This is a genomic window from Baekduia alba, assembly GCF_028416635.1.
GTDB classification, from domain to species: Bacteria; Actinomycetota; Thermoleophilia; order Solirubrobacterales; family Solirubrobacteraceae; genus Baekduia; species Baekduia alba.
The window spans coordinates 608327-634786 of record NZ_CP114013.1; the positions used below are offsets into that span (position 1 = coordinate 608327).

Sequence of the window (26460 nt, forward strand, 5' to 3'; positions counted from 1 at the left end):
AGCTCCACTTCGCTGCAACGCCCGTGCGCGGAAATGGTTCCGGGCCAGGCGATAACGTTGCTCGCCGATGCCCCTCCCCGACGTCCTGCGCAGCCTGCTCACCGCCACCGGGCCCTCCGGCTACGAGACCGCGCCGGCGCGGGCGTTCGCCGAGGCGTGCGCGTCCTTCGCGGACGTCGAGACCGACGTGATGGGCACCGTGACCGCGCGCGTGAAGGGCACCGGCGACGGGCCGACGGTCGCGATCGTCGGCCACATCGACGAGATCGGCCTGATCGTCACGCACATCGATGAGAAGGGCTACCTGCACTTCATCGGCGTCGGCGGCTGGGATCCCGTGATCCTCGTCGGCCAGCGCGTCGAGCTCACGACCAAGGACGGCGTCGTCCCGGGCGTGGTCGGCAAGAAGCCGATCCACCTCCTCAAGGAGGACGAGCGCAAGCGCGCCGCCGAGCTGAAGGACCTGCACATCGACATCGGCGCCAAGGACGGCGACGACGCCAAGGCGCTCGTCCGCATCGGCGACGTCGCGGTGATCAGCGCCGACCCGATCGAGCTGCCCAACGACCGCTACGTCGCGCGCGCGATGGACAACCGCCTCGGGTGCTTCGTCGCCTACGAGGCCGCGCGCCTGGTCGCCGAGGCCGGCGGCGCGGTCGGCGACGTCGTCGCGGTCGCCGCGGTGCAGGAGGAGATCACCTTCGCCGGCGCCCGCACCGTCGCGCACGCGCTGCGCCCGGACGTCGCGCTCGTCGTCGACGTCACGCACGCGACCGACGCGCCCGGCATCGACGAGAAGGAGAACGGCTCGCACCCGCTCGGCTCCGGCCCGGTCATCGAGCGCGGCTCGACGATGCACCCAGTCGTCTTCGACGAGCTGGTCGCCGCGGCCGAGGCCGAGGGCCTCGACCACACGCTGTCGGCGTCCGCGCGCTTCACCGGCACCGACGCCGACGCGATCCACGTCTCGCGCCAGGGCATCCCGACCGGGCTGATCAGCCTGCCGCTGCGCTACATGCACTCACCGGTCGAGCTGGTCCAGCTCGACGACGTGCTCAACGCCGCCAAGCTGGCGGCCGCGTTCGCGCGCCGGCTGACCGCCGACACGAGCTTCGCGCGCTAGGCGGCGGCGACGAGCTCGCCCGTGGCGGCGAGCGCGCGCAGACCGCGGGACACGCGGGCCCGGACGACGTCCTGGGAGACGCCGAGCTCGGCGGCCAGGTCGTCGTACCCGCGCTCTTCGACCACGCGCTGCATGACCGCGTAGGCCTGCTGCGGGTGGATCCCGGCGATCGCGTCGCGCACGCGGCCGCGCAGCTCCGGCAGGCCGGCGAGCTCCTCGATCCGCTCGAGCTCGGACAGCGCGACGCACGGCGGGTCGAGCCCGACCTGCTCGAGCGCGCGCCGCTCGGCGACGCCGCGGCGCCAGTAGTGCGCGAGCTGGCTGCGGGCGATGGCGAACAGCCAGCCCTCGGCCTCCGCGTCGCTGCGCCCGCGGAACTGGCGGCGGCGCTGCAGTGCGGTGGCGAACGTCTCGCCGGTGAGGTCGAGCGCGACCTCGGCGTTCAGCGTTCGGCGCGTGAAGAACACGACCAGGCGCTGGACGTTCGCCAGGTAGAAGTCCTTGAACGCCTCGGCGTCCTCGGCGCTGCGCGCCAGCGCGGCCTCCCGCCCACGACGGCGCGCCGGCCGCTCCATGACCGTTCCGATCCCCGAATTCATCCCTGACCCAACACTCGCACAACTCGGCCCGCCCGACAACGTCGATCGCGGCTTTTTGAAAAAGACAACCTGAGCATACGTGGATCACTCGCCGCGTGTGCGGGATCGCGCCTGATCTAATGCACGGGACACCGTGCTCCTGCTCTTCGACATCGACGGAACGCTGCTGCTCAAGGCGTCGCGCGACCACGTGCTCGCGATCCACGCGGCGCTGCGGCGGGTGCACCGGCTGCAGGAGATCCCGGCGGGCAAGCTCGACGCGGCGGGGCGGACCGACCCCGCCATCGCGCGCACGTTGCTCACGCTCGTCGACGTATCGGCCGAGGAGATCGACGCGCGGGCCCACGACGTGATGCTGGCGGCGTGCGCCGAGTACCAGCAGCGCTGTCCGGCCGACCTGCGCGAGCACGTCGCGCCCGGTGTGCCCGAGGTGCTCGACAAGCTCGCCGCGCGCGACGACGTCAAGTTGTCGGTGTTGACCGGGAACCTCGAGTGCGTCGCGCGGCTGAAGCTGGAGCGGGCCGGGCTGAGCGACTACTTCGAGTACGGCCAGGGCGCGTTCGGCAGCGACTCCGAGGACCGTTCCGAGCTGCCCGAGATCGCGCGCCGCCGGGCCGGCGACCACCCGCGCGAGCAGACCGTCGTCATCGGCGACACCCCACGCGACATCGCCTGCGCCCGCGCCGACGGCGTGCATTGCATCGCGATCGCGACCGGCCCCTACCGCGCGGCCGACCTCCACGGCGCCGACGTCGTCATCGACATGGCGCGCGAGATCCCGGCCGCGCTGGCGCGGATCCCGGGGCTGGTCTAGCTCGGCAGCGTCCAGAACCCGTCGAAGCCGACCGGGTGCTCGACCGCGACGCGGCTGAGCTGCTCGCGGGCCTCCTCGAAGGGGATGTCGCAGACCACCGCGACCTCGACCGAGGCCAGCGGCGTGCCCGTCCAGGCCAGGACCTCCTCGACCGACGCCGGGTTGGGGCGGCGGTCGAGCTTGGGCAGGAGGTTGGCGGTGACCACGTCGTAGACCGCGAAGGGCTGGAAGCCCGGGACGGCGATCCTGACGCCGTCGGCGCGGCGCTCGATCTCGTAGGACGGGCAGGTGTAGCGGCGGCCGCCCGACCAGTTGGCGAGCTTGTCGTCGAGGACGCGCGCGGCCGGCGCGGGCTCGCGCGCGGCGGCCATGTCCTGGTCCAGCGCGGCCTGCACGTCGTCGCCCTCCATCCACGCGCGCAGCTGCGCCGGGTCGATGCCGGCGTCGGTCGCGGCGCCGTCCATGGTCCCCGGCGCGTCGAGGATCTCGCCGCTGAAGCTCCGGACCCGCAACCGGCGCAGCAGCGCGCGCATCCGGTCGGGCGCGTGCAGCTTGGCGGCGACGACCGCGCGGCAGGCCGGGAGCGACGCGGCGAGCCGCTCGCGCACGCGCGTGTCGATCGGCATCTTGTGCTCGCGGCTGATCCGCTTGTAGTGGCCGGACAGGACCTCGGGCGTGAAGCCGTGCTTCTCCATCGCCTTGGTGTCGTCGGACAGGCCGACCATCCGGACGTCCCACTCCAGCTGGTCGCCGTAGATCCAGCTCAGCCGGTGCCGGAACGGCTCGGCGCTGTAGGCCCAGGGGCAGGCGGGATCGGTGTACTCGGTGATGACGACGTCGGCCATGCCTTCGGTGCTACCCGGCCGGGTAGCACCAACCTCATGGCCACCAACAGCAAGCAGCAGGACCTCATCGACCGGTTGCACGCGGACGGGATCCGCAAGCGTGTCGCGACGAAGAAGGCGAAGGCCTAGGCCTTCGCCTCCGCGCCGATCAGGTGCGGGTGAGCTTCTTGTAGGAGATGCGGTGCGGCCGGTCGGCTTCGTCGCCGAGCGTGTCGCGCCGCCACTGCTCGTAGGCCTCGAAGTTGCCTTCGAACCAGGTGACCTTCGAGTCGCCCTCGAACGCGAGGACGTGCGTGGCGATGCGGTCCAGGAACCAGCGATCGTGGGAGATGACCACCGCGCAGCCCGCGTAGTTCAGCAGCGCCTCTTCGAGCGCGCGCAGCGTGTCGGTGTCCAGGTCGTTGGTCGGCTCGTCCAGCAGCAGCAGGTTGCCGCCGGTGCGCAGCAGCTTCGCGAGGTGGACGCGGTTGCGCTCACCGCCCGACAGCATCTTGATCTTCTTCTGCTGCTCGGCCTTCTTGAAGTTGAAGCCCGAGGTGTAGGCGCGCGAGTTCATGACGCGCTCGCCGACCTTGATCTGCTCCAGGCCGCCGGAGATCTCCTCCCAGACGCTCTTCTCGCCGTCGAGCGCGTCGCGGCTCTGGTCGACGTAGGAGATCTGGACCGTGTCGCCGATGCGCAGCTTGCCGGCGTCCGGCTCCTCGCGGCCGGCGATCATCTTGAACAGCGTGGTCTTGCCCGCGCCGTTGGGGCCGATGACGCCGACGATGCCGCCGGGCGGCAGGTCGAAGGTCAGGTCGTCGATCAGCAGCTTGTCGCCGAAGCCCTTGCGCAGCCCGTCGGCCTGGACGACCGTGTTGCCGAGGTGCGTCGCGATCGGGATGTGGATCTGGACGTCGTCCAGCTTGATGTTCTTCTCCTCGGCGACGAGGGCCTCGTAGTTCGAGATGCGCGCCTTCTGCTTGGTCTGGCGGCCCTTGGGGTTCTTGCGGACCCACTCGAGCTCGGCCTTGATGATGCGCTCCTTGGCGAGGTCGCGGCGCTCCTGCATCTCCAGGCGCTTCTCCTTCTGGTCCAGCCAGGCGGAGTAGTTGCCCTCGTAGGGGATGCCGCGGCCACGGTCGAGCTCGAGGATCCAGCCCGCGACGTTGTCGAGGAAGTAGCGATCGTGGGTCACGGCCACGACGGCGCCCTTGTAGTCGGCGAGGTAGCGCTCCAGCCAGCCGACGGACTCGGCGTCCAGGTGGTTGGTCGGCTCGTCGAGGAGCAGCAGGTCGGGGGCGCTGAGCAGCAGGCGGCAGAGCGCGATGCGGCGGCGCTCGCCGCCGGAGAGCGTGGTGACGTCGGCGTCCGGCGGCGGGCAGCGCAGCGCGTCCATCGCGTAGTCGATCGTCGTGTCGAGGTTCCAGCCGTCGACCGCGTCGATCTTGGCCTGGACCGCGGCGAACTCGTCGGCGGTCTCGTCGGAGTAGTTCATCGACAGCTCGTTGAAGCGGTCCATGAGCGCCTTGGTCTCGGCGACGCCGTCGAGGACGTTCTCGCGCGCGTTCTTGGTCTCGTCGAGCTTGGGCTCCTGCTCGAGCAGGCCGACGGTCGCGCCGGGGGCGAGCATCGCCTCCCCGGAGCGGAAGTCGGTGTCGATGCCGGCCATGATCTTCAACAGCGTGGACTTGCCCGCGCCGTTGTAGCCGAGCACGCCGATCTTCGCGCCGGAGTAGAACGCGAGCGTGACCTCGTTGAGGATCGGCTTCTCCGGCCCGTAGGCCTTCGTGAGCCGCTGCATCTGGAAGACGTACTGAGGAGCCATGAAGACTCCAGGATAGGAGGCCTACGCGCGATGCGGGTCCTGCACGCGCGGCGTGACCAGCATGCCCGCCGCGAGCGCGCCGCGATCCAGAGGATCAGGTCCGCACGAGGACGGGCTCCGGGACGAGGCGGATGCCGTAGGTGCGCAGCACGCCCTCGGTGACCTCGTCCGCCAGGGTCAGCAGCTCCGCGGTCGTCCCGCCACCGCGGTTGGTGAGCGCGAGGACGTGCTTGGTGGAGATCGCGATGTTGCTGCCGGGCGGCCGATGGCCCTTGGCGAACCCGGCGTGGTCGATCAGCCACGCGGCGCTGGTCTTGACGCGGCCGTCCGGCTGCGGGAACGCGGGCGCGCCGTCGGGGACGGCGTCGGCGTCGAGGATCGGGTTGGTGAAGAACGAGCCGGCGGACCAGGTGTCGTGGTCGCGGGGGTCGAGGACCATGCCCTTGCCCCGGCGCAGCGCGAGGACCGCGTCGCGGACCTGCTGCAGCGTGGGGGCGTCGGGGGTCGCGCGAGCCAGCTCGCCGTAGCGGATCGGCAGCGCGGTCTCGCTCGGGGTGAGGGCGAACGAGACGCGCAGCACCACGAACGAGCCCGGCGACCGCTTGAACATGGAGTCGCGGTACGCGAAGCCGCACTGCGCCGGCGTCAGGTCGACGACGCGGTCGCCTCGGCGGTCGTAGACGCGCACGTTGACGATGGTGTCGCTCACCTCCTGGCCGTAGGCGCCGACGTTCTGGATCGGCGTCGCGCCCACGGACCCGGGGATGCCGGAGAGGCACTCGATGCCGCCCAGGCCATGGGCGATGGCGTGGCGGACCACGTCGTCCCACCCCTCACCGGCCGCGACGTGCAGCGTGTCGCCTTCGCGCTGGATCCCGCGCGACGCGATCTTCACCACGGTGCCCGGGAAGCCGGCGTCGCCGACGACGAGGTTCGACCCGCCGGCGACGAGGAGGAGGTCGTCGTCGGGCGCGTCGCGCACGGCGGCGATCAGCGCGTCGTCGGTCGTCGCCTCGACGAACGTGCCGGCGGGCCCGCCGAGGCGGAGCGTCGTGAGGTCGGAGAGCAGCAAGACGGCTAGGAGCCTATTGAGAGGGTCGATACCCTCGTGCGTCGTGCCGCAGGTCCTCGACATCGAACAGGCGCTCCTCCTGTTGGAGCTCGAGCCGCCCTTCGAGAAGCGCGACGTCCAGCTCGCGCGGCGCCGGCAGGCCAAGGTCTGGCATCCGGATCTCGCGCCGCCCGGCAAGCAGATCGAGCACGAGCGCCACCTCAAGGCGATCAACGAGGCGGCCGACCAGCTCGAGTCGCTGGCCGAGGGGTCGCGCGGCGGGCGGGTCTCCCGCAACGCGGTGAAGGTCAGCGCGGCGGCCGCGCGGGCCGCGCGCGCCGAGGCGGGCCGGAGGGCGTACGAGGAGGAGCAGGCGCGGCGGGCCCACGAGGCCGACGTGCGCAAGCACGACCCGTTCGGCTCGCGAGTGCCGGACCACTCGGTCGTCCATCGCTACGCGCGCTGCCTGTCGTACCCGGAGTGGGGCGTCGGCGAGGTCGCGGGCATCTACTTCACGGGCTCCGAGGACGACATCCAGCAGTGGGCGCGCGTGCGCTTCCAGCCCGGCGTGCGGACGGTGCCGGCGGGGTCGCTGCAGTTCGTCGACTTCTCCAAGCCGGACCCCGGCCACGAGCGCGTCCAGTGGTTCATGACCGCGGCGCAGCACGCGATGGTCGAGGGCGACTACAAGCTCGCGGCGCAGCGGCTGATCTACGCGCGCGACGCCGAGCCGAGCAACATCTCCGTGCTGCGGCTGCTGACGCTGGCCTACTGGCAGGCCGGCTCGCTGAACGCAGCCGGTCGCTCGGTCCGCGACTGGATCCGCGCCGACCCGAGCCGTCCGGCGGCGCAGCGCTACGCCTCCCGGATCTACGAGGACATGCGGGCGTTCGACCTGGCCGCCGAGGCCGCGATGCGGGCGGCGCAATTGGGTCCGTCCGACGCGTCGTCGTGGGAGCGCGTCGGCCGGCTGAAGCTGCGGCTGATGGATCGTGCGGGGGCGCTCGATGCCCTGGAGCGCGCCCGCCGTCTCGGTCCGACCGTCGAGGGCCTGCTGGACCTGGCGCTGGCTCACCACCTCGGCGGCGACCTCGGCGGCGAGGTGACCGCGACCGAGCAGGCGACCCTGATCGACGTCGAGCACCCCGCCGCCTGGTCGCGCTACGCCCACGCCCTCGCCCGCACCGACCGCATCTCCGACGCGATCGCCGCCGCCGAGCGCGCGCTGCGCCTGGCGCCGAAGGACGAAGAGGTCTCCGACCTCCTCGCGCGGCTGCACGCGGCGCAGCCGCGGGTGCTGCCGGCGGCGTGAGGGGGCGGCGGGCCGCGGCGCCTCCGTCGCTTGCGGCGTGTCGACGTGGGGCGCGCGTGGTCCGGGCAGTGAGAGGGAGGTCGGCGTGGGGTGCCGGCGTTCGGCGTCCTCCGCGGGCCGTCTCGGGCTGGGGTTCGGGGCCGACTCCACGCTTCGGCGACCGCGCCGCGCCGATGAGTCCGCCGCAGCCAACTCGTCTCAAGCCACATGACCGCTCGCACCCCGATCGAGACCGTCAACCTCGCCACCCTGTACGACGAGCCCGAGATGCCGTGGAGTCGCGCTGTCGAAGCGCTCGGCGAAGGCTCGCTCGGCCCGGACACGGTGGCCTTCCTCGGGACGGTGGGTGCCGACGGGCGGCCGCACTCCGCCGGTGTCGGGGTCGTGGTGCTCGACACGGAGGTCCACTTCACCAGTGGGACCAAGGCCTACAAGTCGAGTCATCTCGCGGAGGATCCGCGGGCGACGGTGTCGCTGCGGCTCGACGGGATCGACCTCGTCCTGGAGGGCACGGCGGCCAAGGTGGCCGAGCGGGACACGTTGGAGCGTGCCGCGCAGCTCTACGCCGCGGGCGGCTGGCCGGCGAGCGTCGACGCGGAGGCGCCCGCGCTGATCGCGCCCTACTCCGCCCAGAGCGCGGGGCCCGGGCCGTGGGCGCTCTACCGGTTCACCGTCGACAAGGCGATCGGCGTGGGTCTGCGACCGCCGCACGGCGCGAGCCGCTGGGTCTTCTCGGCCTGAGCGACGCGCCGCGTCTCATAGGGTGCAGTCGATGAGCGCCCCTGTCGTCGCCTGGATCCCGTCTTCGACCCGCCGCGACGAGCTCGGCGTGGCGTCGGGCAGCGAAGGGCGGTCGCGGATCGAGCGGACGCTGCCCGAGAACATCATCTTGGTCGACGAGCCGCGCCGGGACGTCCGGTTCGCCGTCCCGCAGTGGGGCATCGAGTTCGACCCGGCCCAGCTCCCGAACCTCGAGGTCGTGCAGGTGCGCTCGGCCGGCGTCGACTGGATCGTCGACAAGGTCCCGGCGCACGTCACGCTCTGCGGTGCGCGCGGGACGCGGGATCGGGCGATGGCCGAGTGGGTCGTCGCGGCGCTGCTCGCCGACCTCAAGGGCGTCCGGCCGTTCGCCGAGGCCCAGGCGGCGCGGCGGTGGAAGCGGCTCGACATCGGCGACCTGGCCAACATGAAGGTGTTGATCCTCGGCTTCGGCGCGTCCGGGCGTGAGGCCAGGCAGCTCCTCGAGCCGTTCGGCACCGAGGTCCGCGGCGTCGCCCGGCGCAAGCACCTCGACAACTACACCCTGGACGACCTCCCGGCTCTGCTGCCCTGGGCCGACGCCCTCGTCAACCTCCTGCCGCTCACCGACGCGACGCGCCACATCGTTGACGCCGACACGCTCGCCCTGCTCCCCGACGGCGCGTTGTACATCAACGTGGGTCGCGGGCCGACGACCGACACCGACGCCCTGCTCGCCGAGCTCCAGGCCGGCCGGCTGCGCGCGGTCCTGGACGTCGTCGAGCCCGAGCCGCTTCCCGAGGACCATCCGCTGTGGGAGGCTCCCGGCGTGCTGCTCAGCCCCCACGTCGCCGGTGACACCGCCTCCTCGGACCGCGCGGCCTGGGACCTCGTCGCCGAGCAGCTGCGGCGCTTCGCCGCCGGCGAGCCGCTGCTCAACGTCGTCGCCGACGGGTACTAGGCCACCATGCCGACAGGCGGCGACGAGCTGGTCGCGGCGCTCGAGCGCGCGGGCGTCGACACGGTCTTCGGCCTCCCCGGCGTGCACAACCTCCCGGCCTGGGAGGCGCTGCGCACCTCGCCGATCCGGCTCGTCGGCGTCCGCCACGAGCAGGCCGCGGTCTACGCGGCCGACGGCTACGCGCGGGCGACCGGCAAGGTCGGCGTCGCGCTCGTCACCACCGGTCCCGGCGCTGCGAACACCCTCGGCGCGACCGGCGAGGCGTGGGCGTCGGGCTCGCCCGTCGTCGTCATCGCCACCGACATCCCGACGTCGCTCAAGCGCCGTGGCATCGTCGGCGGCGCGCTGCACGAGGCGGAAGACCAGCAACGGCTCTTCAGCACCCTCACCAAGCAGACGTTCCGGCTCGACGCGCCCGGCGACGTCGAGCGCGCCGTCAACACCGCCTACGAGGCCCCGCGGGGCCCGGTCTTCGTCGAGATCCCCACCGACCGGCTCTCCGCCGTCGGCCCGACCTGGGACGTGGGCGAGTTCGCGCCCGACGTCGTCGAGGACGAGCCCGAAGGCGTACAACAAGCCCTCGAGCTCCTGGCCGGGACCTGGAAGCCGCTGATCGTCGCCGGCGGCGGCGCGATCGACGCCGGCCCGGAGGTCGCCGAGCTGGCCCGCCGCCTCGGCGCGCCCGTCCTGACCACGTACTCCGCGCGTGGGCTGCTCGGCCGCGACGACCCGCGCGCCGTCGACCTCCCGCCGCACCTGCCGGCGATCGGCGAGCTGTGGGACGAGGCGGACGTCCTGATCGCCATCGGCACCGACCTCGACGGCATGAACACCATGAACTGGCGGCTGCCGCGCCCGCCCAACGTGGTCGCCGTCAACGTCGACCCGGCCGACGCGAGCAAGAACTACCTGCCGGACGTCGTCGTCGCGGGCGACGCGGCCCTCGGCGCGCGCGCCCTCGCCGCCGGGCTGCCGCCGGCCGGCGCCGACGTCTGGGCCTCCGTGGTCACCGCCCGCCGCCGCGCCCGCGGCGCGGTGCGCGGCGACCACCCGCAGGAGATCGCGTTCCTGGAGACGTTCGCGCGCGTTGTAGGGGATGACGTGAACGTGGTCGCCGACATGTGCATCCCGGGCTACTGGCTCGCCGCGATGTACCAGCCGGCCGGCCCGCGGCGCTTCCAGTACCCGATGGGCTGGGGCACGCTCGGCTACGCGTTCCCGGCCGCGCTGGGCGCCGCGATCGCCGGCCCGACGCTGAGCGTCTCCGGCGACGGCGGCTTCCTGTTCGCCTGCGGCGAGCTCGCGACCGCCAAGCAGGAGCGCCTGCCGCTCACCGCGCTGGTCGTCGACGACGGCGGGTACGGGATGCTGCGCTTCGACCAGCGCCACTCGGGCACCGAGACCTACGGCGTCGACCTCGAGACACCGGACTTCGTCCGCCTCGCCGACGCCTTCGGGATCCGCGCGACCGCGGTCGACGGCCTCTCCGACGACTTCGGCACCACGCTCGCCTCCCACCTCGCCGACCCGGAGCCGACGCTGCTCGTCGCCCGCGCGGCCCTCACGCCACCGCCGACGACCTCGCCCCGCTGGCACCGCCAGGGCCCGCCGACCTGGGCCGACCCGCTCGCCGGCCTGGGCGGTTAGACCCCGCTCATCTCCGCCGCACCGTGATCTCGTGCGGCGCGATGCGCGCCACCAGCGTCTGCGCCGCCGCGATCACCAGCGGGCGGTCGTAGACCATCGCGAACGCGAAGCGGCGGTCGCGGTCGGGCACGTCGGCGTCGCCGAGGTCGCGGGCGACCAGCGCGCCCGCGAAGTGGGGGCCCAGGACGACGACCGACCACTCGCCGGCCAGCGCGTCGTCGGGCGCCAGGTCGGCGCCGCGGACGCCGTGGATCGGCTCGGCGGGCAGCCCGACGCCGAACGCCGCCACCAGCGACGCGCGGCGGGCCAGGGACTCGTAGCGCCGCCGCGTCGCGGGCGTGAAGCGCGCCGCGTCCTGGAAGGCGGACAGGATCACCGCGCCCTCGCCGATGCGCTGCGCGCGATGCTCCAGGTGGTGGCTGATGGGCAGCAGCAGGGCCTTGGTCGCCTCGGCCACGGCCTGCGCGCCGCGCGCCGCCTCGACCACCGCGAACGGCGTGTCGCCGGGCGGGCGCGGCATGACGGCGGCCGTCGCCCGCACGCGCGACACCGGCAGCGGCGCCACCAGCGGCCCCGGCCGGCCGAACTTCCAGCCCTGCCCGAGCGTCGCGCCCAGCGCGCGCGCCACCCGCTCGTGCTCGTCGTTCTCGATGCCCTCGGCCAGGATCCGCGCGCCGGTCCGCTCGCGCTCGGCGGCCACGGCGCTGACGATCGCCGCCTGGTCGGTGGAGGGCCGGTCCTGGACCAGGCTCAGGTCCAACTTGATGACGTCGGGATCGATCAACGACAACAACGCCAGCGAGCGGACGTCGGCGCCGACGTCGTCCAGCGCGACGACGTGCCCGGCGGCCCGCTGGTCGCCGATCACGCGCGCCAGCTCGGCCGGCCGCGCCGTGATCGCCCGCTCGGTGATCTCCACCACCAGCGCGAGCTCGCGCTGGGCCTGCGACCACAGCGCCTCCAGCTCCGGCGGCGCAGGCGCGTCGATCACCGCCGGCTCGGTGTTGAGGAACAGCGACGCGCCCTTGCCCAGGCCGGCATCGAGCGCGCCGCGCACCGCTGCCGCGCGGCACGCCCACTCCAGCTCCACGACGCGGCCGGCCGCGGCGGCCGCCGCGAACAGCCGGTCGGGCCGGTGCAGCGACGAGCCCTCGGGCCCGCGCGCCAGCGCCTCATAGCCGACGACCTCGCCGGACGCCAGCTCGACGATCGGCTGGTAGACCGCCGCGACGCCGGCGCCGCCGTCGGCGAGCACACGCCCCAGCTCGTCGCCCGCCGAGGCGGGGTCGAACGCGTCGTCGGGGACGAGCACGGCCTCGCCCGACACCGCGCGGTGCACCCGGACCGTGTCCTTGCCCGACGACTTCGCGGACTCGACCGCGATGTCGGCGTCGTGCACGAGGTCCGACGCGCTGGTCGTCGTCCCCTGCCGGTACAGGCCGATCCCGATCGAGACCCGCGTCTCCAGCCGCAGGTCGCCGACGACGTGTGGCTCGTCGCGGACCGCGGTGAGGATCCGGGCGGCCAGCTCCTTGGCGACGCGCTCGCCCTCGCCGGGCGGCAGGTCCTTCAACAACAGCGAGAACTCGTCGCCGCCGACCCGGGCGAGCAGATCCTGGGGCCGGACGACCGACCGCAGCCTGTCGGCCGCCACCCGCAGCAGCGCGTCGCCGGCCTGATGGCCCCACTTCTCGTTGACGCGCCGGAAGTCGTCGAGGTCGATGGCCAGCAGCGCGATCTCGCTCTCGTGCACGCGCGCGCGGTGCATCGCGGAGCGCAGCTCGTCGTGCAGCGCCGCGCGGTTGGCCAACCCGGTGAGCGTGTCGAAGTAGGCCAGCTCGTGCAGCCGGGCCGACACGCGCATGCGGTCGGTGACGTCGCGCTGGGTGCCGAGCCAGCGGACGATCTCGCCCGACGCGCCGTCTCGCTCCGGCGCGATCGCGACCTCGTTCCAGAAGGGCGTCCCGTCCGCGCGGTAGTTCAGCAGCGTGACGTAGGCGTCGCGGCCGGCGGCGATGGCCTCGGTCAGCAGCGAGATCGAGCGCGGGTCGGTGTCCGGCCCCTGCAGCAGCTTCGGGTTGCGCCCGAGCACCTCGCCCGCGCCGTAGCCGGTGAGCAGCTCGAAGCCCGGGCTCACCCAGCTGATCGGCAGGCCGTCGGCGCGGGCGTCGACGGCGATGATCGCCGCGAGACCTTCCAGCTCTGGGGCGGACACGGACGGACTTCTACCCGCCGAGCCGGAAGTCCAGATCGGCGGCGACGTCCTCGACGTCCATCTGCGCCTTCTGGAGCTTGCCCGCGTAGTCCCAGTTCATGGACTGCCAGCGCGTGAACTGGTCCAGGACCCACACGCCGGACTGGCGCGAGCCGTTGCCCGAGCGGCCGTTGCCGCCGAACGGCAGGTGCGCCTCGGCGCCGGAGGTCGAGTTGTTGACGGACACCATCCCGGCGCTCACGCGCTCGCGGAAGCGCAGCGCGCTGGTCGGGTCGTTGGTGTAGATCGCCGACGACAGCCCGTAGCCGTGGCCGTTGGCGAAGGCGATCGCCTCGTCGAAGTCCTCGTACCGCGCGACGCCGACGAGCGGGCCGAACGTCTCGGTGTTGGCGATGTCGTCGTCGATCCGGACGCCGGCGACGATCGTGGGGTGGACGAACAGCCCGCGGCGGTGGTCGCCGACGAACCCGGCGCGCGGGTTGTCGTCGGTGATCCGCCCGACGCCGGTCGAGCCGCTGAGCGCGTGGTGGTCGCGCACGAGCGCGAGGTGGTCGTCGACGAAGCGCGTCAGGAACTTCTCGTCGATCAGCGGGCCGTACAGGACGTCCTCGCGCGGGTCGCCGATCGCCGCGCCCTCGACGGCGGCGGTCAGCCGCGACAGGAAGGCGTCGTAGACGTCGCGGTGCACGATCGCCGTGCCCAGCGACGTGCAGCGCTGCCCCGCGGTCCCGAAGCCTCCGAACAGCGCGCCCTGGACGGCGAGGTCGACGTCGGCGTCGGGCGTGACCACCATGGGGTTCTTGCCGCCGAGCTCCAGGCACGGCGACTGCAGGTGGCGCCCGCAGAGCGCGCCGATCTCGCGCCCGACCGCCGACGAGCCGGTGAAGCCGACCTTGTCGACCAGCCCGAGCTCCAGCGCCTGCTCGAGGCCGGCGAACGTCGTCGGGCCGTCGGCCTGGACCACGGTCAGGACGCCCTCGGGCAGGCCGCCGGCCTGGAACAGCGCGCCGAGCGCCTCGCCCAGCGCCGGCGTGTAGTCGGCCGGCTTCCACACCACCGTGTTGCCGCACAGCAGCGCCGGGACGAGGTACCAGGACGGCACCGCGACCGGGAAGTTGCCGGCGGTGACGATCGCCGCGACGCCGACCGGGACCCGGAAGGTGAACAGCTGCTTGTCGGGCATCTCGCTCGGGACCGTCTGGCCGTACAGCCGCCGGCCCTCGCCGAGGAAGAAGTCGCACGTGTCGACGATCTCCTGGACCTCGCCCAGCGCCTCGGCGTAGGGCTTGCCGATCTCGCGCGTGACGAGCCGCGCGAGCGACTCCTTGTTGGCCTCGACGATCCGGCCGATCTGCTGGATCGCGCGCCCGCGCCGGGGCGCCGGCGTCGCGGCCCACGCCGGCTGAGCGGCCTTCGCGGCCCGCGCCGCGGCCACGAACGTGTCGACATCCGCGCCGTCGCCCTGGTAGATCACGTCCTCGAGATCGGCGGGGTTCGTGGACACGAGACGTTCGGCAACGGGCATCTCGCGCACGCTAACAGCGTCCAAAAGCGTCCGGAGGGTGACGGAAACCGTTCAAGCGGGCGCGCGGATCTCCGATTTGTGAAACCAAAGGGTGTGCAGCAGCGCGCCCGCGTCCAGACGTCTGCGCTTCTCCACATGAGACTCCCCAAGATCCTCTTCCTCGTCGCCGCGCTCGCGGCCTTCGCTCTGCCGGCCGCGTCGGCCCAGGCCGCCGAGCCCGGCGTCAACGCCGCGTCGCCCAGCCACGACGCCGTCGCCGAGGCGCTCGCCACCGGCGCCAAGTCCGTCCGCCTCTTCGTCTCCTGGGCCGAGATGGCGCCGACGGGCCCCGGCGACTACCCGGACAACAACGGCCGCTCGGCGACCTACGACGCCGCGATCCAGCAGCTCAACGCCGCCGGCGCGAAGCCGCTGTTCGTGGTGCTCAACACGCCGCAGTGGGCCAACGGCGTCGCCGACCAGCTCGTGCCGCCGAACGATCCGCAGACCTACGCAGACTTCATGAAGGCCTTCGCCGCCCACAACAAGGGCGTCGGCAGCGTCGCCGGCTACGAGGTCTGGAACGAGCCCGACGAGGCCCAGTTCTGGCACCCGGGCCCAGACGCCGGCCGCTACGCCGCGCTGCTGAAGGCCACCTACGCGGGCGTCAAGGCCGGCGACCCCGGCGCGACCGTCGTCGCGGGCCCGACCACCGGCAACAACTACCAGTGGATCCAGGGCCTCTACAACAACGGCGCCGGCTCCAGCTTCGACGTGGTCGCGGTGCACACCGACACGGCGTGCCTGGACCGCGGGCCGGACGCGTTCTACCGCGAGGACGGCAAGCTCGCGCGCTACACGTTCCTCGGCTACCGGACCGTGCACGACGTGATGGCGGCCAACGGCGACGGCGGCAAGCCGATCTGGATGAGCGAGCTCGGCTGGTCCTCGACCGGCGGCGGCCCGACGTCCTGCACCCGCGGCGAGTGGACGGGCAAGAAGCCGTCCGGGGTCAGCGAGGCCGACCAGGCGACGTACCTGACCCAGGCCTACGGGTGCCTGGCCAACGACCCCTATGTGCAGAAGGCCGACTGGTTCACGCTGCGCGACACGACCGGCAACGGCGTCGACGAGCTCAACCACTACGGGTTGCTCCGCACCAGCGGAGCGGGGAAGCCCGCGCTGAACGCGTTCCGCGCGGTGACGGCGGCCAACGGCGGCGGTGCCGCGACCTGCGGCGACTTCGACGCGCCGTCGATCCGGATCGTCAAGCCGACGCCCGGACAGCAGTTCGTGGACAAGCTCGACCTCAGCGCCGCCGCGAGCGACGGCGGGGTCGGCATCGCCCGGATCACGTTCACCTACGACAACCAGCCGGCCGAGATCCGCAACTTCACCGACAGCCTGGTCAACAACGCGCCGGTCGGCCTCGCGCCGTGGCAGGGCTCGGGCAAGCTCGCGCTCGGCCCGCACACGATCACGGTGACCGCGCTGGACAAGAACGGCAACACGTCGACCGCCAACGTCCAGGTGACGAAGGTCGCGCTGAGCGCGCTGAAGTCGACGCTGACGCCGGCGGTCAAGCTCAAGACCAAGAAGGTCAAGTGCAAGAAGCGCGTGTGCACGGTCGCCGGCTCGATGTCGCGCGCCGCGGCCGCCGCGAAGCTCGGCTCGGTGCCGTCGCTGGGCGGCAAGGTCGCCGTTGAGTGGCAGTTCCGCAACAAGAAGGGCAAGTGGCGCAAGCTGGTCGGCGGCCTCAAGCCCGCGAACAAGCCCTTCGCCTTCAAGGCCAAGATGAAGTTCAAGGGCAAGTGGCGCGTCCGCGTCGTCTACCAGGGCCAGGCGCCGTGGAAGAAGACGTCGTCGAAGTGGCTGACCTTCAAGGTCAAGTAGGGCCGTGCGCGCGGCGCCGCCCGCGATAGCGTCCCGCCCATGGCGTCATCTGCCGTTGTCGTGGGCGCGGGCGTGCTGGGCTCGTCGGTCGCCGACCGCCTGGCCCGCTCCGGCTGGGCCGTCACCCACGTCGAGCGGCTCGCGCCCGGGCACGTGCGTTCGGGCAGCGGCGACGAGTCGCGGCTGATCCGCGCCAGCCACGGCGCGGATCCGCTGCACGCCGCGATGTCGCGGCGCGCGCTGGAGCTGTGGCGCGAGCTGGACCCGCGGCTGGTCGCGCAGGCGGGCGTGGCGTGGCTGGCGCGCACCGCCGACGGCTGGGAGGCCGAGAGCGAGCGCGTCCTGACCGAGCTCGGCATCCCGAACCAGCGCGTCGACGCCACCGACCTGTTCCCGAGCGTCCGGACCGACGACCTCGCGTTCTGCCTGCTGGAGCCGGAGGCCGGGATCCTGCACGCGCGCGTCGGCGTGCGGGCGCTGGCGGATCGGGCGGTCGAGGCGGGCGCCGAGCGCGTCGTGGCGGTCGCCCGGCCCGACGGCGCGCGGGTCGCGCTCGACGACGGGCGCGTGCTGGAGGCCGACGTCGTCGTCTGGGCCTGCGGCGCCTGGATGCCCGGGCTGTTCGGCGACGTGCTGTCGCTGCGGATCACCCAGCAGGACGTCTTCTACTTCGCCGCCGACGGGCAGTGGGCGACGCCCGGCGTTCCCGGCTGGGTCGACTACGACGGCGCCGCCTACGGGCTCGGCGACCTCGACGGCCGCGGCGTGAAGGTCGCGCCCGACGTCGACGGCCCGCCGTTCGACGCGCAGACCGGCGAGCGCCGCGTGCATCCGGAGCACGAGCGCTTCGCGCGCGCCTATCTCGCGCATCGCTTCCCCGCGCTCGCGGGCGCGCCGCTGGTCGGCTCCCGCGTCTGCCAGTACGAGATCACGCCCGACACGTGGTTCGTCGCCGCGCCGCACCCCGAGCACGACGGCCGCGTCTGGCTGCTGGGCGGCGGCTCGGGCCACGCGTTCAAGCACGGGCCGGCGCTGGCCGAGCGCCTCGAGTCCTGGATCGCCGGGACCGAGCCCGCCGAGCCCCGCTTCGGCCTCGGCGATCGCCACCGCGACACGTCGCTGCGGACGGTCGGCGAGCTCTAGGTCAGGCGCAGCGCGACGCTCCAGATGTCGTCTGTCCGTATGCAGACACGCCCTTCAGGTTCTGCGGCCAGCGGTCGATGCACATCTCAGAAGGCAGGGGCACGGACGCCCCAGGAAACGGACTGCCGCCGCCTTTCCTGGGCATGAACGCCATGCGCTTGCCGACTCCTGCGCCCCCTCCCGGGCGCAGGGGTCGCGAGCCTCCTCACCGCGCTACGCGCGGTCCTTCAGCCGGTAGCGCAGGTGCGTGACGCCGGTGCCGACGACGACGTCGGGGTCGCTCAGGCCCAGCGTCTCCAGGTCGTCGCCCGGGAAGAAGCGCTGCCCCGAGCCGAGCAGGACCGGCGCGATGTTGATGTTGATCTCGTCCAGGAGGCCGGCGTCGATGCACTGGCGCACGGTCGAGGGCGTCGCGATCGCGACGTCCTTGTCGCCGGCCGCCGCCTTGGCGAGCTCCACGGCGCGCGCGATGCCGCCCTCGGTGACGAAGGTGATCGACGGCGCCGCGTTCTCCCACCCCTCGGGCACGCTGTGCGTGACGATGAAGACGGGCGCCCCGGTCGGGTGCGCGCCGCCCCAGCCGTTGGCGAGGTCGAAGTAGCGCCGGCCGCCGACGATCGCGCCGAGGCGGCCCATCACGTCGCGCAGCAGCTCGGCCGTCGCCCCGGAGGTCCGGAACGGGAGGCCGGGCGCGACCTCGGTGTCGCCGGCGAAGTACCAGCCGGTGAGCGCGTCGATCTGGTCGTCGGGCGTCGCGATGAAGCCGTCGACGGACATCGCCATGTCGGCGATGACGGCGGGGGACTTGGTGGAGGAGGAGCTGGTGTTGGTCATGGGCAGCATGCTCGGGCCGCCAGGGGCCGACTACATCGGCCAGGTGGCCGATGTGCGCCAGACTGCCGGCCATGGCCGACGTCGTGGTGTGGTCGGAGGGACGCGAGCACGTGTGCGCGGCGCTGGTCGACGCGCTGGCGCGGCTCCCGGCCGGCGCCACCGCCGGGATCGACCTGGTCGCCGGCTCGCGCGCCGCGCTGCTGTGCGACGCGGCCGCGCCCGGGACCGTGCTCGTCTCCGCGCGCGCTCGCGCGCTGGCGCCGGACGTCGCGCTCGCCGACCTGGGCGTGCACCGCCTCGCCGACCTCTCGCCGCCGGAGCGGCTGTTCGCGGCCGACCCCGGCGCGCCGCCTCGGAGCCTGGGCCCGGAGGCCGCCACGCTCCCGGTCTTCCGCACCTCGTTCGTCGGGCGCGCCGCCGCGCTGGGCGAGGTCGCAGCGCTGGCGGCCGCCGAGCGGCTCGTGACGCTCGCGGGTCCCGGCGGCGCCGGCAAGACCCGGCTCGCCGCGCAGGCCGCGGCGCGCGAGGCGATCCGTGGCGCCCGGCCGGACGGCGTGACCTGGATCGAGCTCGGCGGCGTCACCGATCCCGACCGTGTCGTCGAGCTGGCGACCGACGCGACCGGCGTCCTGGTCGACGGCGTCCTCGGCCCGCTGCGCTCGCTGCTCGCCGGCCTCGCCGACCGGCGGATGCTGATCTGCTTCGACAACGCCGAGCACCTCGTCGACGCCGTGGCCGCGCTCGCCGACGCGCTGCTGGCCGGCTGCCCCGAGGTCACGGTGCTGGTGACGAGCCGCGAGCCGCTCGACGTGCCCGGCGAGGTCGTCTGGCGCGTGCCGGCGCTGGAGGTCGACGAGGCGGTCGCGCTGTTCGTCACGCGCGGCGCGGAGGTCCGCGGGCCGGACCTCGCGCCGCCGTCCGCCGACGCGGTCCGGTCGCTCTGCGCGCGCCTGGACGGGATCCCGCTCGCGCTCGAGCTGGCGGCCGCGTGGCTGCGGACGCTGAGCCCGGAGCAGATCGAGGCCGGCCTGGACGACCGCTTCGCGCTGCTGACGCGCGGGCCGCGGGGTGCGGTCGCGCGGCAGGCGACGCTCGCGGCCTCCATGGCGTGGAGCCACGACCTGCTGGCCGAGCGCGAGCGTGTCGTGCTGCGCCGGCTGTCGGTGTTCGCGGGCGCGTTCGACGCGGACGCGGCGGTGGCGGTGTGCGGCGGCGACGAGGGCGCGGGGCCGGGTGCGCTCGCCGCCCTCGGCCGGCTCGTCGACCAGTCGCTCGTCGCGCCCGCCGACCGCGCCGGGCGGCTGCGCCTCCTGGAGTCCGTCCGCGAGTACGCGGGCGCGCGGCTGCGCGAGGCCGGCGAGGAGGCCGTCACGCGCGGCCGCCACCTCGCGCACCTGCTGGCCGCGGCGCGCGCCGCCGCCCCGCTGCTCGACACCGACCGGGACGCCTGGCGCGCGCGGCTCGTCGACCGCCAGGACGACCTCCGCGCCGCGCTGGCCTGGGGGCTGCGCGACGACCAGGACGGCGATCCCACGCCCGGACGCGAGCTCGCCGCCGAGCTGCCGTGGCTCTGGCACATCACCGGCCACGGCCACGAGGGCATCGCCACGCTCGGCCGCGCGATCGCCCGCAGGCCGCACGAGCGCTCGCTCCTCCAGGCGCGGCTCCTGGTGGGCGTGGCGCTCGTCTCCGACACCGCCGACCCGCTCGACCTCGAGTACGACGCCGCCCAGCGCGGGCTCGAGCTGGCGACCGAGCACGGCGACGACCGCCTGCGCGCGCTGTGCCTGCTGCTCTCCGGGGTCGGGCTGTTGTACACCGACCTGAAGGGCTCGCGGGTCGCGGCCGACGACGCGGCGCGCCTCGGCGAGGCGACCGGCGACGCGTTCGTGGCGCACGCCGCGGTCGTGCTGCAGGGCATCCTGATGCACTTGCGCGACGAGCACGCGGAGGCCGACGCGCTGCTGGAGCGCGGCAGCGCCGGGCTGCTCGCGCTGGGCGAGCGCGGCGTGGCCTCCACAGCGCTGAGCGTCCGCGCCGGCGGCACGCTGTTGTGCGGTGACCTGGACGGCGCGCGGGCACTTGCGCGCCAGGCCGTCGCGGTCGCCGAGCCGCTGGCGGAGGCCCACCGCGTCGGCGCCGCGTGCAGCGCGCTGGCGCTCGTCGAGCTCGCCGCCGGCGACGTCGCCATGGCGCGCGCCGCGCTGGCGCCGGTCGTCCGCCTCGTCGACCGCGGCGCCAACGCGCTCTTCGTCCCGGGCCTGGCCCGGGCACGCGGGCTGCTCGCGCTGCACGACGGCGACGCCGGCGAGGCGCTGCGCTGGCTGGCGTCCGAGACCCGCATGCCCGGCGGCGCGCCGGACACCTACCTCGCGGCGGCCGCGCTGCCGGCGCTCGCCGCGGTCCAGGCCGCGCTCGGCCGCACCGCCGACGCCCACGCGACCGCGGCCCGCGCGCTCTCCGACGGCCGCGCGATCGACCTGCCGCGCGTCGTCGCCGACGCCTTCGAGCAGCAGGGCTGGCTGGCGCTCGACGCGGGCGACGAGGACAAGGCCATCGCCTTGCACCAGCAGGCGCTCGGCGTCCGCATCGAGCACGGGCTGCGCGCGCCCGCCGTCGACAGCCTGGAGGCGCTGGGCGTGCTGTGCGCGGCGACCGACCGCCCGGACATGGCCGCGCGGGCGCTGCGCGCGGCGGCCGCGGCGCGCGCGGCCTCCGGCATCGTCGGCCCGCCGCTGCGCCGGCCGCCGAGCGACGTCGACGCGGGCACCGACGTTGGCGACGAGCCCGCCCTCCCGCTCGACGACGCCCTCGCCTACGTCCGTCGCGCCTGGGGCCCGCGCCGGCGTCCCGGCGCCGGCTGGGGCAGCCTCACGCCGACCGAGGTCGAGGTCGTCCGGCTCGCCGTCGAGGGCCTCAGCAACCCGGAGATCGGGGCCAAGCTGTACATGTCGCGCTCGACCGTCAAGACGCACCTCTCGCACGTCTTCGCGAAGGTTGGCGTGGCCAACCGGACCGAGCTGGCCGCCGCCGCGCCCGAGCACCTGCATCGGGACCGCGCGCGGTGAACCGGCTCGACGCGCTGCGCGAGTTCCTGCACGACGAGGCCGTCGGCGGCGTCGCGCTGCTGGCCGGCGCGATCGCGGCGCTGATCTGGGCCAACGTCTCGGTCGACGGCTACGAGTCGTTCTGGCACACGCACGCCGACGTCGCCGGCCTGGACCTGGACCTGCGCCACTGGATCAACGACGGGTTGATGGCCGTGTTCTTCTTCGTCGTCGGGCTGGAGATCAAGCGCGAGCTGGTGGCCGGCGAGCTGCGCGACCGGCGCGCCGCGCTGCTGCCCGTGTTGGCGGCGGCGGGCGGCGTCGCGCTGCCGGCGCTGCTGTTCGTGGCGATCACCGCCGGGACCGACGCGACCCGCGGCTGGGCGCTGCCGGCGGCGACCGACATCGCGTTCGCCGTCGGCGTGCTCGCGCTGCTCGGCAGCGGCGTCCCGTCCGGCGCCAAGCTGTACCTGTTGACGATCGCGATCGTCGACGACATCGCGGCGATCGCGATCATCGCGGTGTTCTACTCCCACGGGCTGGCGCTGGGCTGGTTGTTGGTGGCCTTGGGATCGCTCGTCGTCGTCGCGCTGATGCGGCGCGCCGGCGTCCCGTACATCAGCGCCTACCTCCTGATCGGCGCGGTCGCGTGGCTCGCCGTCCACGAGTCCGGCGTCCACGCCACGATCGCCGGCGTCGCGCTCGGGCTGATGACGCCGGCCCGGCCGGTGGCGGGCCGCGACGTGCTGGTGACGCTCGAGCATCGGCTTCACCCGTGGAGCAGCCTGGCGATCGTGCCGGTCTTCGCGCTCGCCAACGCCGGCGTCGCGCTGGGCGGCGGGGCGATCGGCGACGCGCTGCGCAGCCGGCTGGCGTGGGGCGTCGTGATCGGCCTGCTCGTCGGCAAGACGCTCGGGATCGCCGGTGGGACGTTCCTCGGGCTGCGCCGCGGCTGGGGGACGCTGCCGGCGGGCGTGACGCGCGCCCACGTCTGGGGCCTGGCGATGCTCGGCGGAATCGGCTTCACCGTGTCGCTCTTCATCGCCCAGCTCGCGTTCGACGCGCCGCAGCAGATCGCCGACGCCAAGATCGGGATCCTCGCGGGCTCGGTGGTGAGCGCCGCGGCCGGAGCCGCGACGCTCCGCCGCCTCACTCGCTCGTCGTGAACTCCCAGACCGCGATCGCGAGCATCACCAGCCCGAGCGCGAGGATCACCGCCGCCTCGAACAGCGCCGGCAGATGCCAGCCCCACCACGTCACGCCCGGCGACAGCGTGGCCTTGGCCGCCGCGGAGATGTCGAGGTGGTCGAAGACGAGCCGGCGCATCGGGTCGACCGCGTAGGTCAGCGGGTCGATCCGGTTGAGCACGGCCAGCCACTGGGGCAGGCCCGACACGGGGTACAACGCGCCCGAGAGGAAGAACATGGGCATGACGATCATCTGCATCACGCCCATGAACGACTGGAGCTGCTTGATGCGGATCGCGACCATGACGCCGAACGCCGTGATCGTGAAGGCCAACAACAACTGCAGCGCGAAGATCCCGAGGATCAGCACCGGGTCGTAGGGGACGTGGACCAGGCCGGCGAGCGCGAGCACGATCACGCCCTGGAACGAGGCGACCGTCGCGCCGCCCAGGCACTTGCCGATCACGATCGAGCTGCGCCGGATCGGCGCGACCATCATCTCGCGCAGGAAGCCGAACTCGCGGTCCCACACGATCGAGGCGGCCGAGAACATCGCGGTGAACATCACCGAGATGCACAGGATGCCGGGGTAGATGAAGGTCTTGAGGTCGACGCCGTGCGTCGAGGCGGCCGACAGCGTCTGCAGCCCGGAGCCCAGGACGAACAGGAACAGCAGCGGTTGGACGAGCGAGGTCACGATGCGCATCCGGTCGGTGGAGAACCGGATCAGCTCGCGGCGCCAGACGATCTTCACGGCGCGGACCTCGCTGCGCCAGCTGCGCGGCGGGACGCGGGCGGCGACGACGTCGCGGACGGGCGCGGTGGCGACGGCCGTGGCGCTCATCGCCGCGCCCCCGTCATCGCCCGCAGCGTCGCCCGGTTGCGGTCGCTGGCCGACGACGTCTCGGCGTCGCGGATCGTGCTGCCGGTGTAGGTCATGAACACGTCGTCGAGCGTGGGGCGCGAGACGCTGACCGCGGTGATCGGGATGCCGAGCTCGGCGAACAGGCGCGGGACGAACGCCTCACCCGACTCCACGAAGAACGTCACCTGGCCCTCGGACATCGACGCCTCGATGCCGAACGCGTCGCGCAGCGTGGCGATGGCCGCGTCGTCGTCGGCGGTCCCGATCGCGACGCGGTCGGCCCCGACGCTCGCCTTCAGCGCGGTCGGCGTGTCGAGTACGACGATCTCGCCACGGTCCATGATCGCGATGCGGTCGCAGAACTCCGCTTCGTCCATGTAGTGCGTGGTCATGAAGATCGTGGTGTCCTCGGTCTCCCGCAGCGCGCGGATGTAGCGCCAGATCGAGCTGCGCGTCTGCGGGTCCAGGCCGATCGTCGGCTCGTCCAGGAACAGGACGCGCGGCGAGTGCATCAGGCCGCGCGCGATCTCCAGGCGCCGGCGCATGCCGCCCGAGAACGTCATGACGGGGTCGCCGCGACGGTCCCAGAGGTCGACCATCTCCAGCATCTGGCGCATCCGGGCGGTGATGACGCCGGCGTCGATGCCGTACAGCTCGGCGTGCAGCCGGAGGTTCTGCTCGGCGGTCAGGTAGCCGTCGAGGGTCGGGTCCTGGAAGACGAGGCCGATGTGGCGGCGGACGTCGTCACGCTCGGTGCTGACGTCGTGGCCGCCGACGCGGGCGCTGCCCGCCGTCGGCCGGGTCAGCGTGCAGAGCATGTTGATGGTGGTGCTCTTGCCGGCGCCGTTGGGGCCGAGGAAGCCGAACACCTCGCCGGGGGCTACGGAGAACGAGACGCCGCGGACGGCCTCGACGTCGCCGAAGGACTTCTTGAGGTCCTTGACGTCGACGGCGGCCGTGACCGGCGGCGCCTCTTGGGGAGGGGAGAGGGGTGCCATGGCGCGGCAGCATATCGATACAGTGACTGTAAGTCTACGGTGCCTGTAGTGTTATACTCGAGATGGAGGACACCGCCCCATGACCGAGAGCCTGCGCGACCGCAAGAAGCGCGCGACGCGGGACGCGATCTTCCAGACGGCGCGGCGGCTGTTCCTGGAGAAGGGCTTCGACGCCGTGACGGTCGCCGAGATCGCCCGCGCCGCCGACGTGTCGGAGAAGACGGTGTTCAACCACTTCCCGACCAAGGAGGACCTCGCGTTCGCCGGTGGCGAGGAGCGCCTCGCGGCGCTGGTCGCGGCGATCCGCGAGCGCGACCCGGGCACGCCGGTGATCGCGACGTTCCGGACCGCGACGCAGGAGCTGCTGGAGGAGGTCGCGACCGCGCGGGCCGACGACGTGCTCGCCGTGCCGCGCATGGTGCGCACGAGCGCGACGCTGCGCGACCGGCTGTTCATCGGCTGGGAGCGCGAGGCGATGACGCTCGCGCCGGCCATCGCCGAGGCGGCGGGCGTGCCGGAGGACGACGTCGTCGCCGTGGTCGTCGCCCGCGCGCTCGCCTGGACGCACCGCCAGGTCATGCGCGCGGTCTTCACCCGCCTGCTCGCCGGCGAGGACCCCAAGCACGTCGCGGCCGACCTCCGCCTGGAGGCCGACCGCGCGTACGACCAGCTCGCCGCGGGCCTCGCCGGCTACGGCGTGGCCCCGGCCGCGGCTCAGGGTCCGGCGTAGACCGCGGGGCGGACGCCGGTGGTGCCGGTGCTGCCGTCGTAGACCGCGAGGCCGTCCGCGAGGCAGGCGGTGCTCGAGGTGCACGAGACGCCGGCCAGGGAGGCGTCGGACACGCCGGTGGGGCGCGTGACCGGCTGCAGCGTCCACGAGGTGCCGTTGTAGACCGCGGCCTCGGGCGCGACGGCGCCGTTGGTGTCGGTGTAGCCGCCGACCGCGATGCAGCCCGTCGAGGCCGTCGTGTAGCAGGACACGTCGGCGAGGGCCGAGTCCGTGCCGCCGGACGGGTCCGGGACCGTCCTCTGACCCCAGGCGGTCCCGTTCCAGGCCTCCGACAGCGCGTGCTGGCCGGTGATGGGATCGACGTAGGAGCCGACCGCGTGGCACACGGTGGCCGAGATGCAGGAGACGCCCGAGAAGTCCGACTGCGTCGAGCTGCCCGGGACGACCGGCGCCTGCGACGTCCAGGCGGTGCCGTTCCAGCGCAGGGCAAGCGCCTGGTGGACGGTCGCGGTGGTGTAGTAGCCGACCGCGGTGCAGGCGGAGGCCGAGGTGCAGGAGATGTCGTCCAGGCCGCCGCTCGTCGTCCCCGACGGGAGCGTGAGCGTCTTGATCGACCAGGTCGTGCCGTTCCACTGCTCGATCAGCGGCTGGGAGATCGAGGACGCCGTGTAGCGGCCGACCGCGATGCAGTTGTTCGACGCCGGGCAGGAGACGCCGGTCAGCGCGGTGAACGTCGCGCCGCTCGGGATCACCGCGGTCGAGCCGGTCCACGTCGAGCCGTTGTAGGTGTCGACGTGCGGCCTCGCGCCGGACGAGTAGTCGGTCCCCACCGCGAGGCAGAGCGACGCCGAGTTGCAGCCGACGCCGTAGAGCTCCGAGGTCGTCGACGCCGGCGTCAGCGTGCTGAGCGCCGTTCCGTTCCACCCCTCGGCGAACGCGCTCGACGACCCACCGGACGCCGACCCGGCGAGCAGGCAGAAGGTCGACGCGGTGCACGCCACGCCGGCGAGCTGCGTCGTGGTCGTCGGCATCGTGCCCGTCTTGAACGTCCACGTCGCCTGCGCGGCGGGCGCGCCCACGGCGAACAGGGCGAGCATGCCGAGGAGGGCTGAGATCTTGCTAGCGCTGAGCATCGGCGCGCACCTTC

General features: G+C 73.5%; 21 protein-coding genes. 11 read left to right on the plus strand and 10 right to left on the minus strand.

Annotated features, from left to right (window positions below):
- Positions 1–67 precede the first annotated feature (67 nt).
- A complete protein-coding gene (locus DSM104299_RS02900) occupies positions 68–1123 on the plus strand; it encodes a M20/M25/M40 family metallo-hydrolase (protein ID WP_272475786.1) in 1056 nt (351 codons plus the stop codon).
- Here the strand turns inward: DSM104299_RS02900 and DSM104299_RS02905 are convergent.
- On the minus strand, positions 1120–1698 hold the full coding sequence (locus tag DSM104299_RS02905; protein WP_272475787.1) for an RNA polymerase sigma factor: 579 nt from the start codon (positions 1696–1698) through the stop codon (positions 1120–1122). The genes DSM104299_RS02900 and DSM104299_RS02905 overlap by 4 nt on opposite strands.
- A 157-nt stretch (positions 1699–1855) precedes the next feature.
- Between DSM104299_RS02905 and DSM104299_RS02910 the strand changes: the two genes are divergently transcribed.
- Entirely contained in the window at positions 1856–2536 is a 681-nt protein-coding gene (locus DSM104299_RS02910; RefSeq protein ID WP_272475788.1) for an HAD family hydrolase, read from the plus strand.
- Here the strand turns inward: DSM104299_RS02910 and DSM104299_RS02915 are convergent.
- The 3 genes from DSM104299_RS02915 to DSM104299_RS02925 all read right to left on the minus strand — a co-directional run bounded on the left by DSM104299_RS02915 (position 2533) and on the right by DSM104299_RS02925 (position 6323).
- Complete coding sequence (locus DSM104299_RS02915; protein WP_272475789.1) at positions 2533–3381, minus strand: DsbA family protein; 849 nt, start codon at positions 3379–3381, stop codon at positions 2533–2535. The genes DSM104299_RS02910 and DSM104299_RS02915 overlap by 4 nt on opposite strands.
- A 148-nt stretch (positions 3382–3529) precedes the next feature.
- Positions 3530–5188: an energy-dependent translational throttle protein EttA gene (gene ettA / locus DSM104299_RS02920; protein WP_272475790.1), complete on the minus strand. Its 1659-nt coding sequence runs from the start codon at positions 5186–5188 to the stop codon at positions 3530–3532.
- Between the two features lie 94 nt (positions 5189–5282).
- Complete coding sequence (locus DSM104299_RS02925) at positions 5283–6323, minus strand: UDP-N-acetylmuramate dehydrogenase (RefSeq protein WP_432419759.1); 1041 nt, start codon at positions 6321–6323, stop codon at positions 5283–5285.
- Here DSM104299_RS02925 and DSM104299_RS02930 point away from each other — a divergent pair.
- The 4 genes from DSM104299_RS02930 (at position 6304) to DSM104299_RS02945 (ending at position 10897) form a co-directional block, all read left to right on the plus strand.
- Positions 6304–7551, plus strand: coding sequence for a tetratricopeptide repeat protein (locus DSM104299_RS02930; protein WP_272475792.1), 1248 nt, complete (start codon positions 6304–6306; stop codon positions 7549–7551). The genes DSM104299_RS02925 and DSM104299_RS02930 overlap by 20 nt on opposite strands.
- Positions 7552–7758: 207 nt before the next feature.
- Entirely contained in the window at positions 7759–8292 is a 534-nt protein-coding gene (locus tag DSM104299_RS02935; protein WP_272475793.1) for a pyridoxamine 5'-phosphate oxidase family protein, read from the plus strand.
- Positions 8293–8323: 31 nt separating this feature from the next.
- Positions 8324–9250, plus strand: coding sequence for an NAD(P)-dependent oxidoreductase (locus tag DSM104299_RS02940; protein WP_272475794.1), 927 nt, complete (start codon positions 8324–8326; stop codon positions 9248–9250).
- A gap of 6 nt (positions 9251–9256) precedes the next feature.
- Complete coding sequence (locus DSM104299_RS02945) at positions 9257–10897, plus strand: thiamine pyrophosphate-binding protein (RefSeq protein ID WP_272475795.1); 1641 nt, start codon at positions 9257–9259, stop codon at positions 10895–10897.
- Between the two features lie 7 nt (positions 10898–10904).
- Here the strand turns inward: DSM104299_RS02945 and DSM104299_RS02950 are convergent, their stop codons facing one another.
- Positions 10905–13112 carry a diguanylate cyclase domain-containing protein gene (locus tag DSM104299_RS02950; RefSeq protein ID WP_272475796.1) on the minus strand — a complete coding sequence of 736 codons (2208 nt, stop codon included), beginning with the start codon at positions 13110–13112 and terminating at the stop codon, positions 10905–10907.
- A 10-nt stretch (positions 13113–13122) separates the two neighbouring features.
- Positions 13123–14637, minus strand: a complete 1515-nt coding sequence (locus DSM104299_RS02955; protein WP_272475797.1) for an aldehyde dehydrogenase family protein — start codon at positions 14635–14637, stop codon at positions 13123–13125.
- A 135-nt stretch (positions 14638–14772) separates the two neighbouring features.
- Here DSM104299_RS02955 and DSM104299_RS02960 point away from each other — a divergent pair, with 135 nt between their 5' ends.
- A complete protein-coding gene (locus DSM104299_RS02960; RefSeq protein ID WP_272475798.1) occupies positions 14773–16509 on the plus strand; it encodes an Ig-like domain-containing protein in 1737 nt (578 codons plus the stop codon).
- A 39-nt stretch (positions 16510–16548) separates the two neighbouring features.
- Positions 16549–17652, plus strand: coding sequence for an FAD-dependent oxidoreductase (locus DSM104299_RS02965; protein WP_272475799.1), 1104 nt, complete (start codon positions 16549–16551; stop codon positions 17650–17652).
- A gap of 213 nt (positions 17653–17865) precedes the next feature.
- Here DSM104299_RS02965 and DSM104299_RS02970 read toward each other — a convergent pair whose 3' ends face one another.
- On the minus strand, positions 17866–18486 hold the full coding sequence (locus DSM104299_RS02970) for a dihydrofolate reductase family protein (protein WP_272475800.1): 621 nt from the start codon (positions 18484–18486) through the stop codon (positions 17866–17868).
- Positions 18487–18557: 71 nt separating this feature from the next.
- Between DSM104299_RS02970 and DSM104299_RS02975 the strand changes: the two genes are divergently transcribed.
- Both DSM104299_RS02975 and nhaA read left to right on the plus strand, forming a co-directional pair.
- A complete protein-coding gene (locus tag DSM104299_RS02975) occupies positions 18558–21554 on the plus strand; it encodes a helix-turn-helix transcriptional regulator (RefSeq protein WP_272475801.1) in 2997 nt (998 codons plus the stop codon).
- Positions 21551–22699 (plus strand): Na+/H+ antiporter NhaA, encoded by a 1149-nt coding sequence (gene nhaA, locus DSM104299_RS02980; protein ID WP_272475802.1) that lies wholly within the window; start codon positions 21551–21553, stop codon positions 22697–22699. The genes DSM104299_RS02975 and nhaA overlap by 4 nt, the downstream gene beginning before the upstream one ends.
- Here the strand turns inward: nhaA and DSM104299_RS02985 are convergent.
- Complete coding sequence (locus tag DSM104299_RS02985; protein WP_272475803.1) at positions 22683–23564, minus strand: ABC transporter permease; 882 nt, start codon at positions 23562–23564, stop codon at positions 22683–22685. The genes nhaA and DSM104299_RS02985 overlap by 17 nt on opposite strands.
- Positions 23561–24583, minus strand: a complete 1023-nt coding sequence (locus tag DSM104299_RS02990; RefSeq protein WP_272475804.1) for an ABC transporter ATP-binding protein — start codon at positions 24581–24583, stop codon at positions 23561–23563. Before DSM104299_RS02990 ends, DSM104299_RS02985 begins: the two co-directional genes overlap by 4 nt.
- A gap of 79 nt (positions 24584–24662) precedes the next feature.
- Between DSM104299_RS02990 and DSM104299_RS02995 the strand changes: the two genes are divergently transcribed.
- On the plus strand, positions 24663–25313 hold the full coding sequence (locus DSM104299_RS02995; RefSeq protein ID WP_272475805.1) for a TetR/AcrR family transcriptional regulator: 651 nt from the start codon (positions 24663–24665) through the stop codon (positions 25311–25313).
- On the opposite strand, the gene DSM104299_RS03000 is transcribed toward DSM104299_RS02995, so the two are convergent.
- On the minus strand, positions 25298–26446 hold the full coding sequence (locus DSM104299_RS03000) for a hypothetical protein (RefSeq protein ID WP_272475806.1): 1149 nt from the start codon (positions 26444–26446) through the stop codon (positions 25298–25300). The two genes, DSM104299_RS02995 and DSM104299_RS03000, sit on opposite strands and share 16 nt — an antisense overlap.
- Positions 26447–26460: the final 14 nt, after the last annotated feature.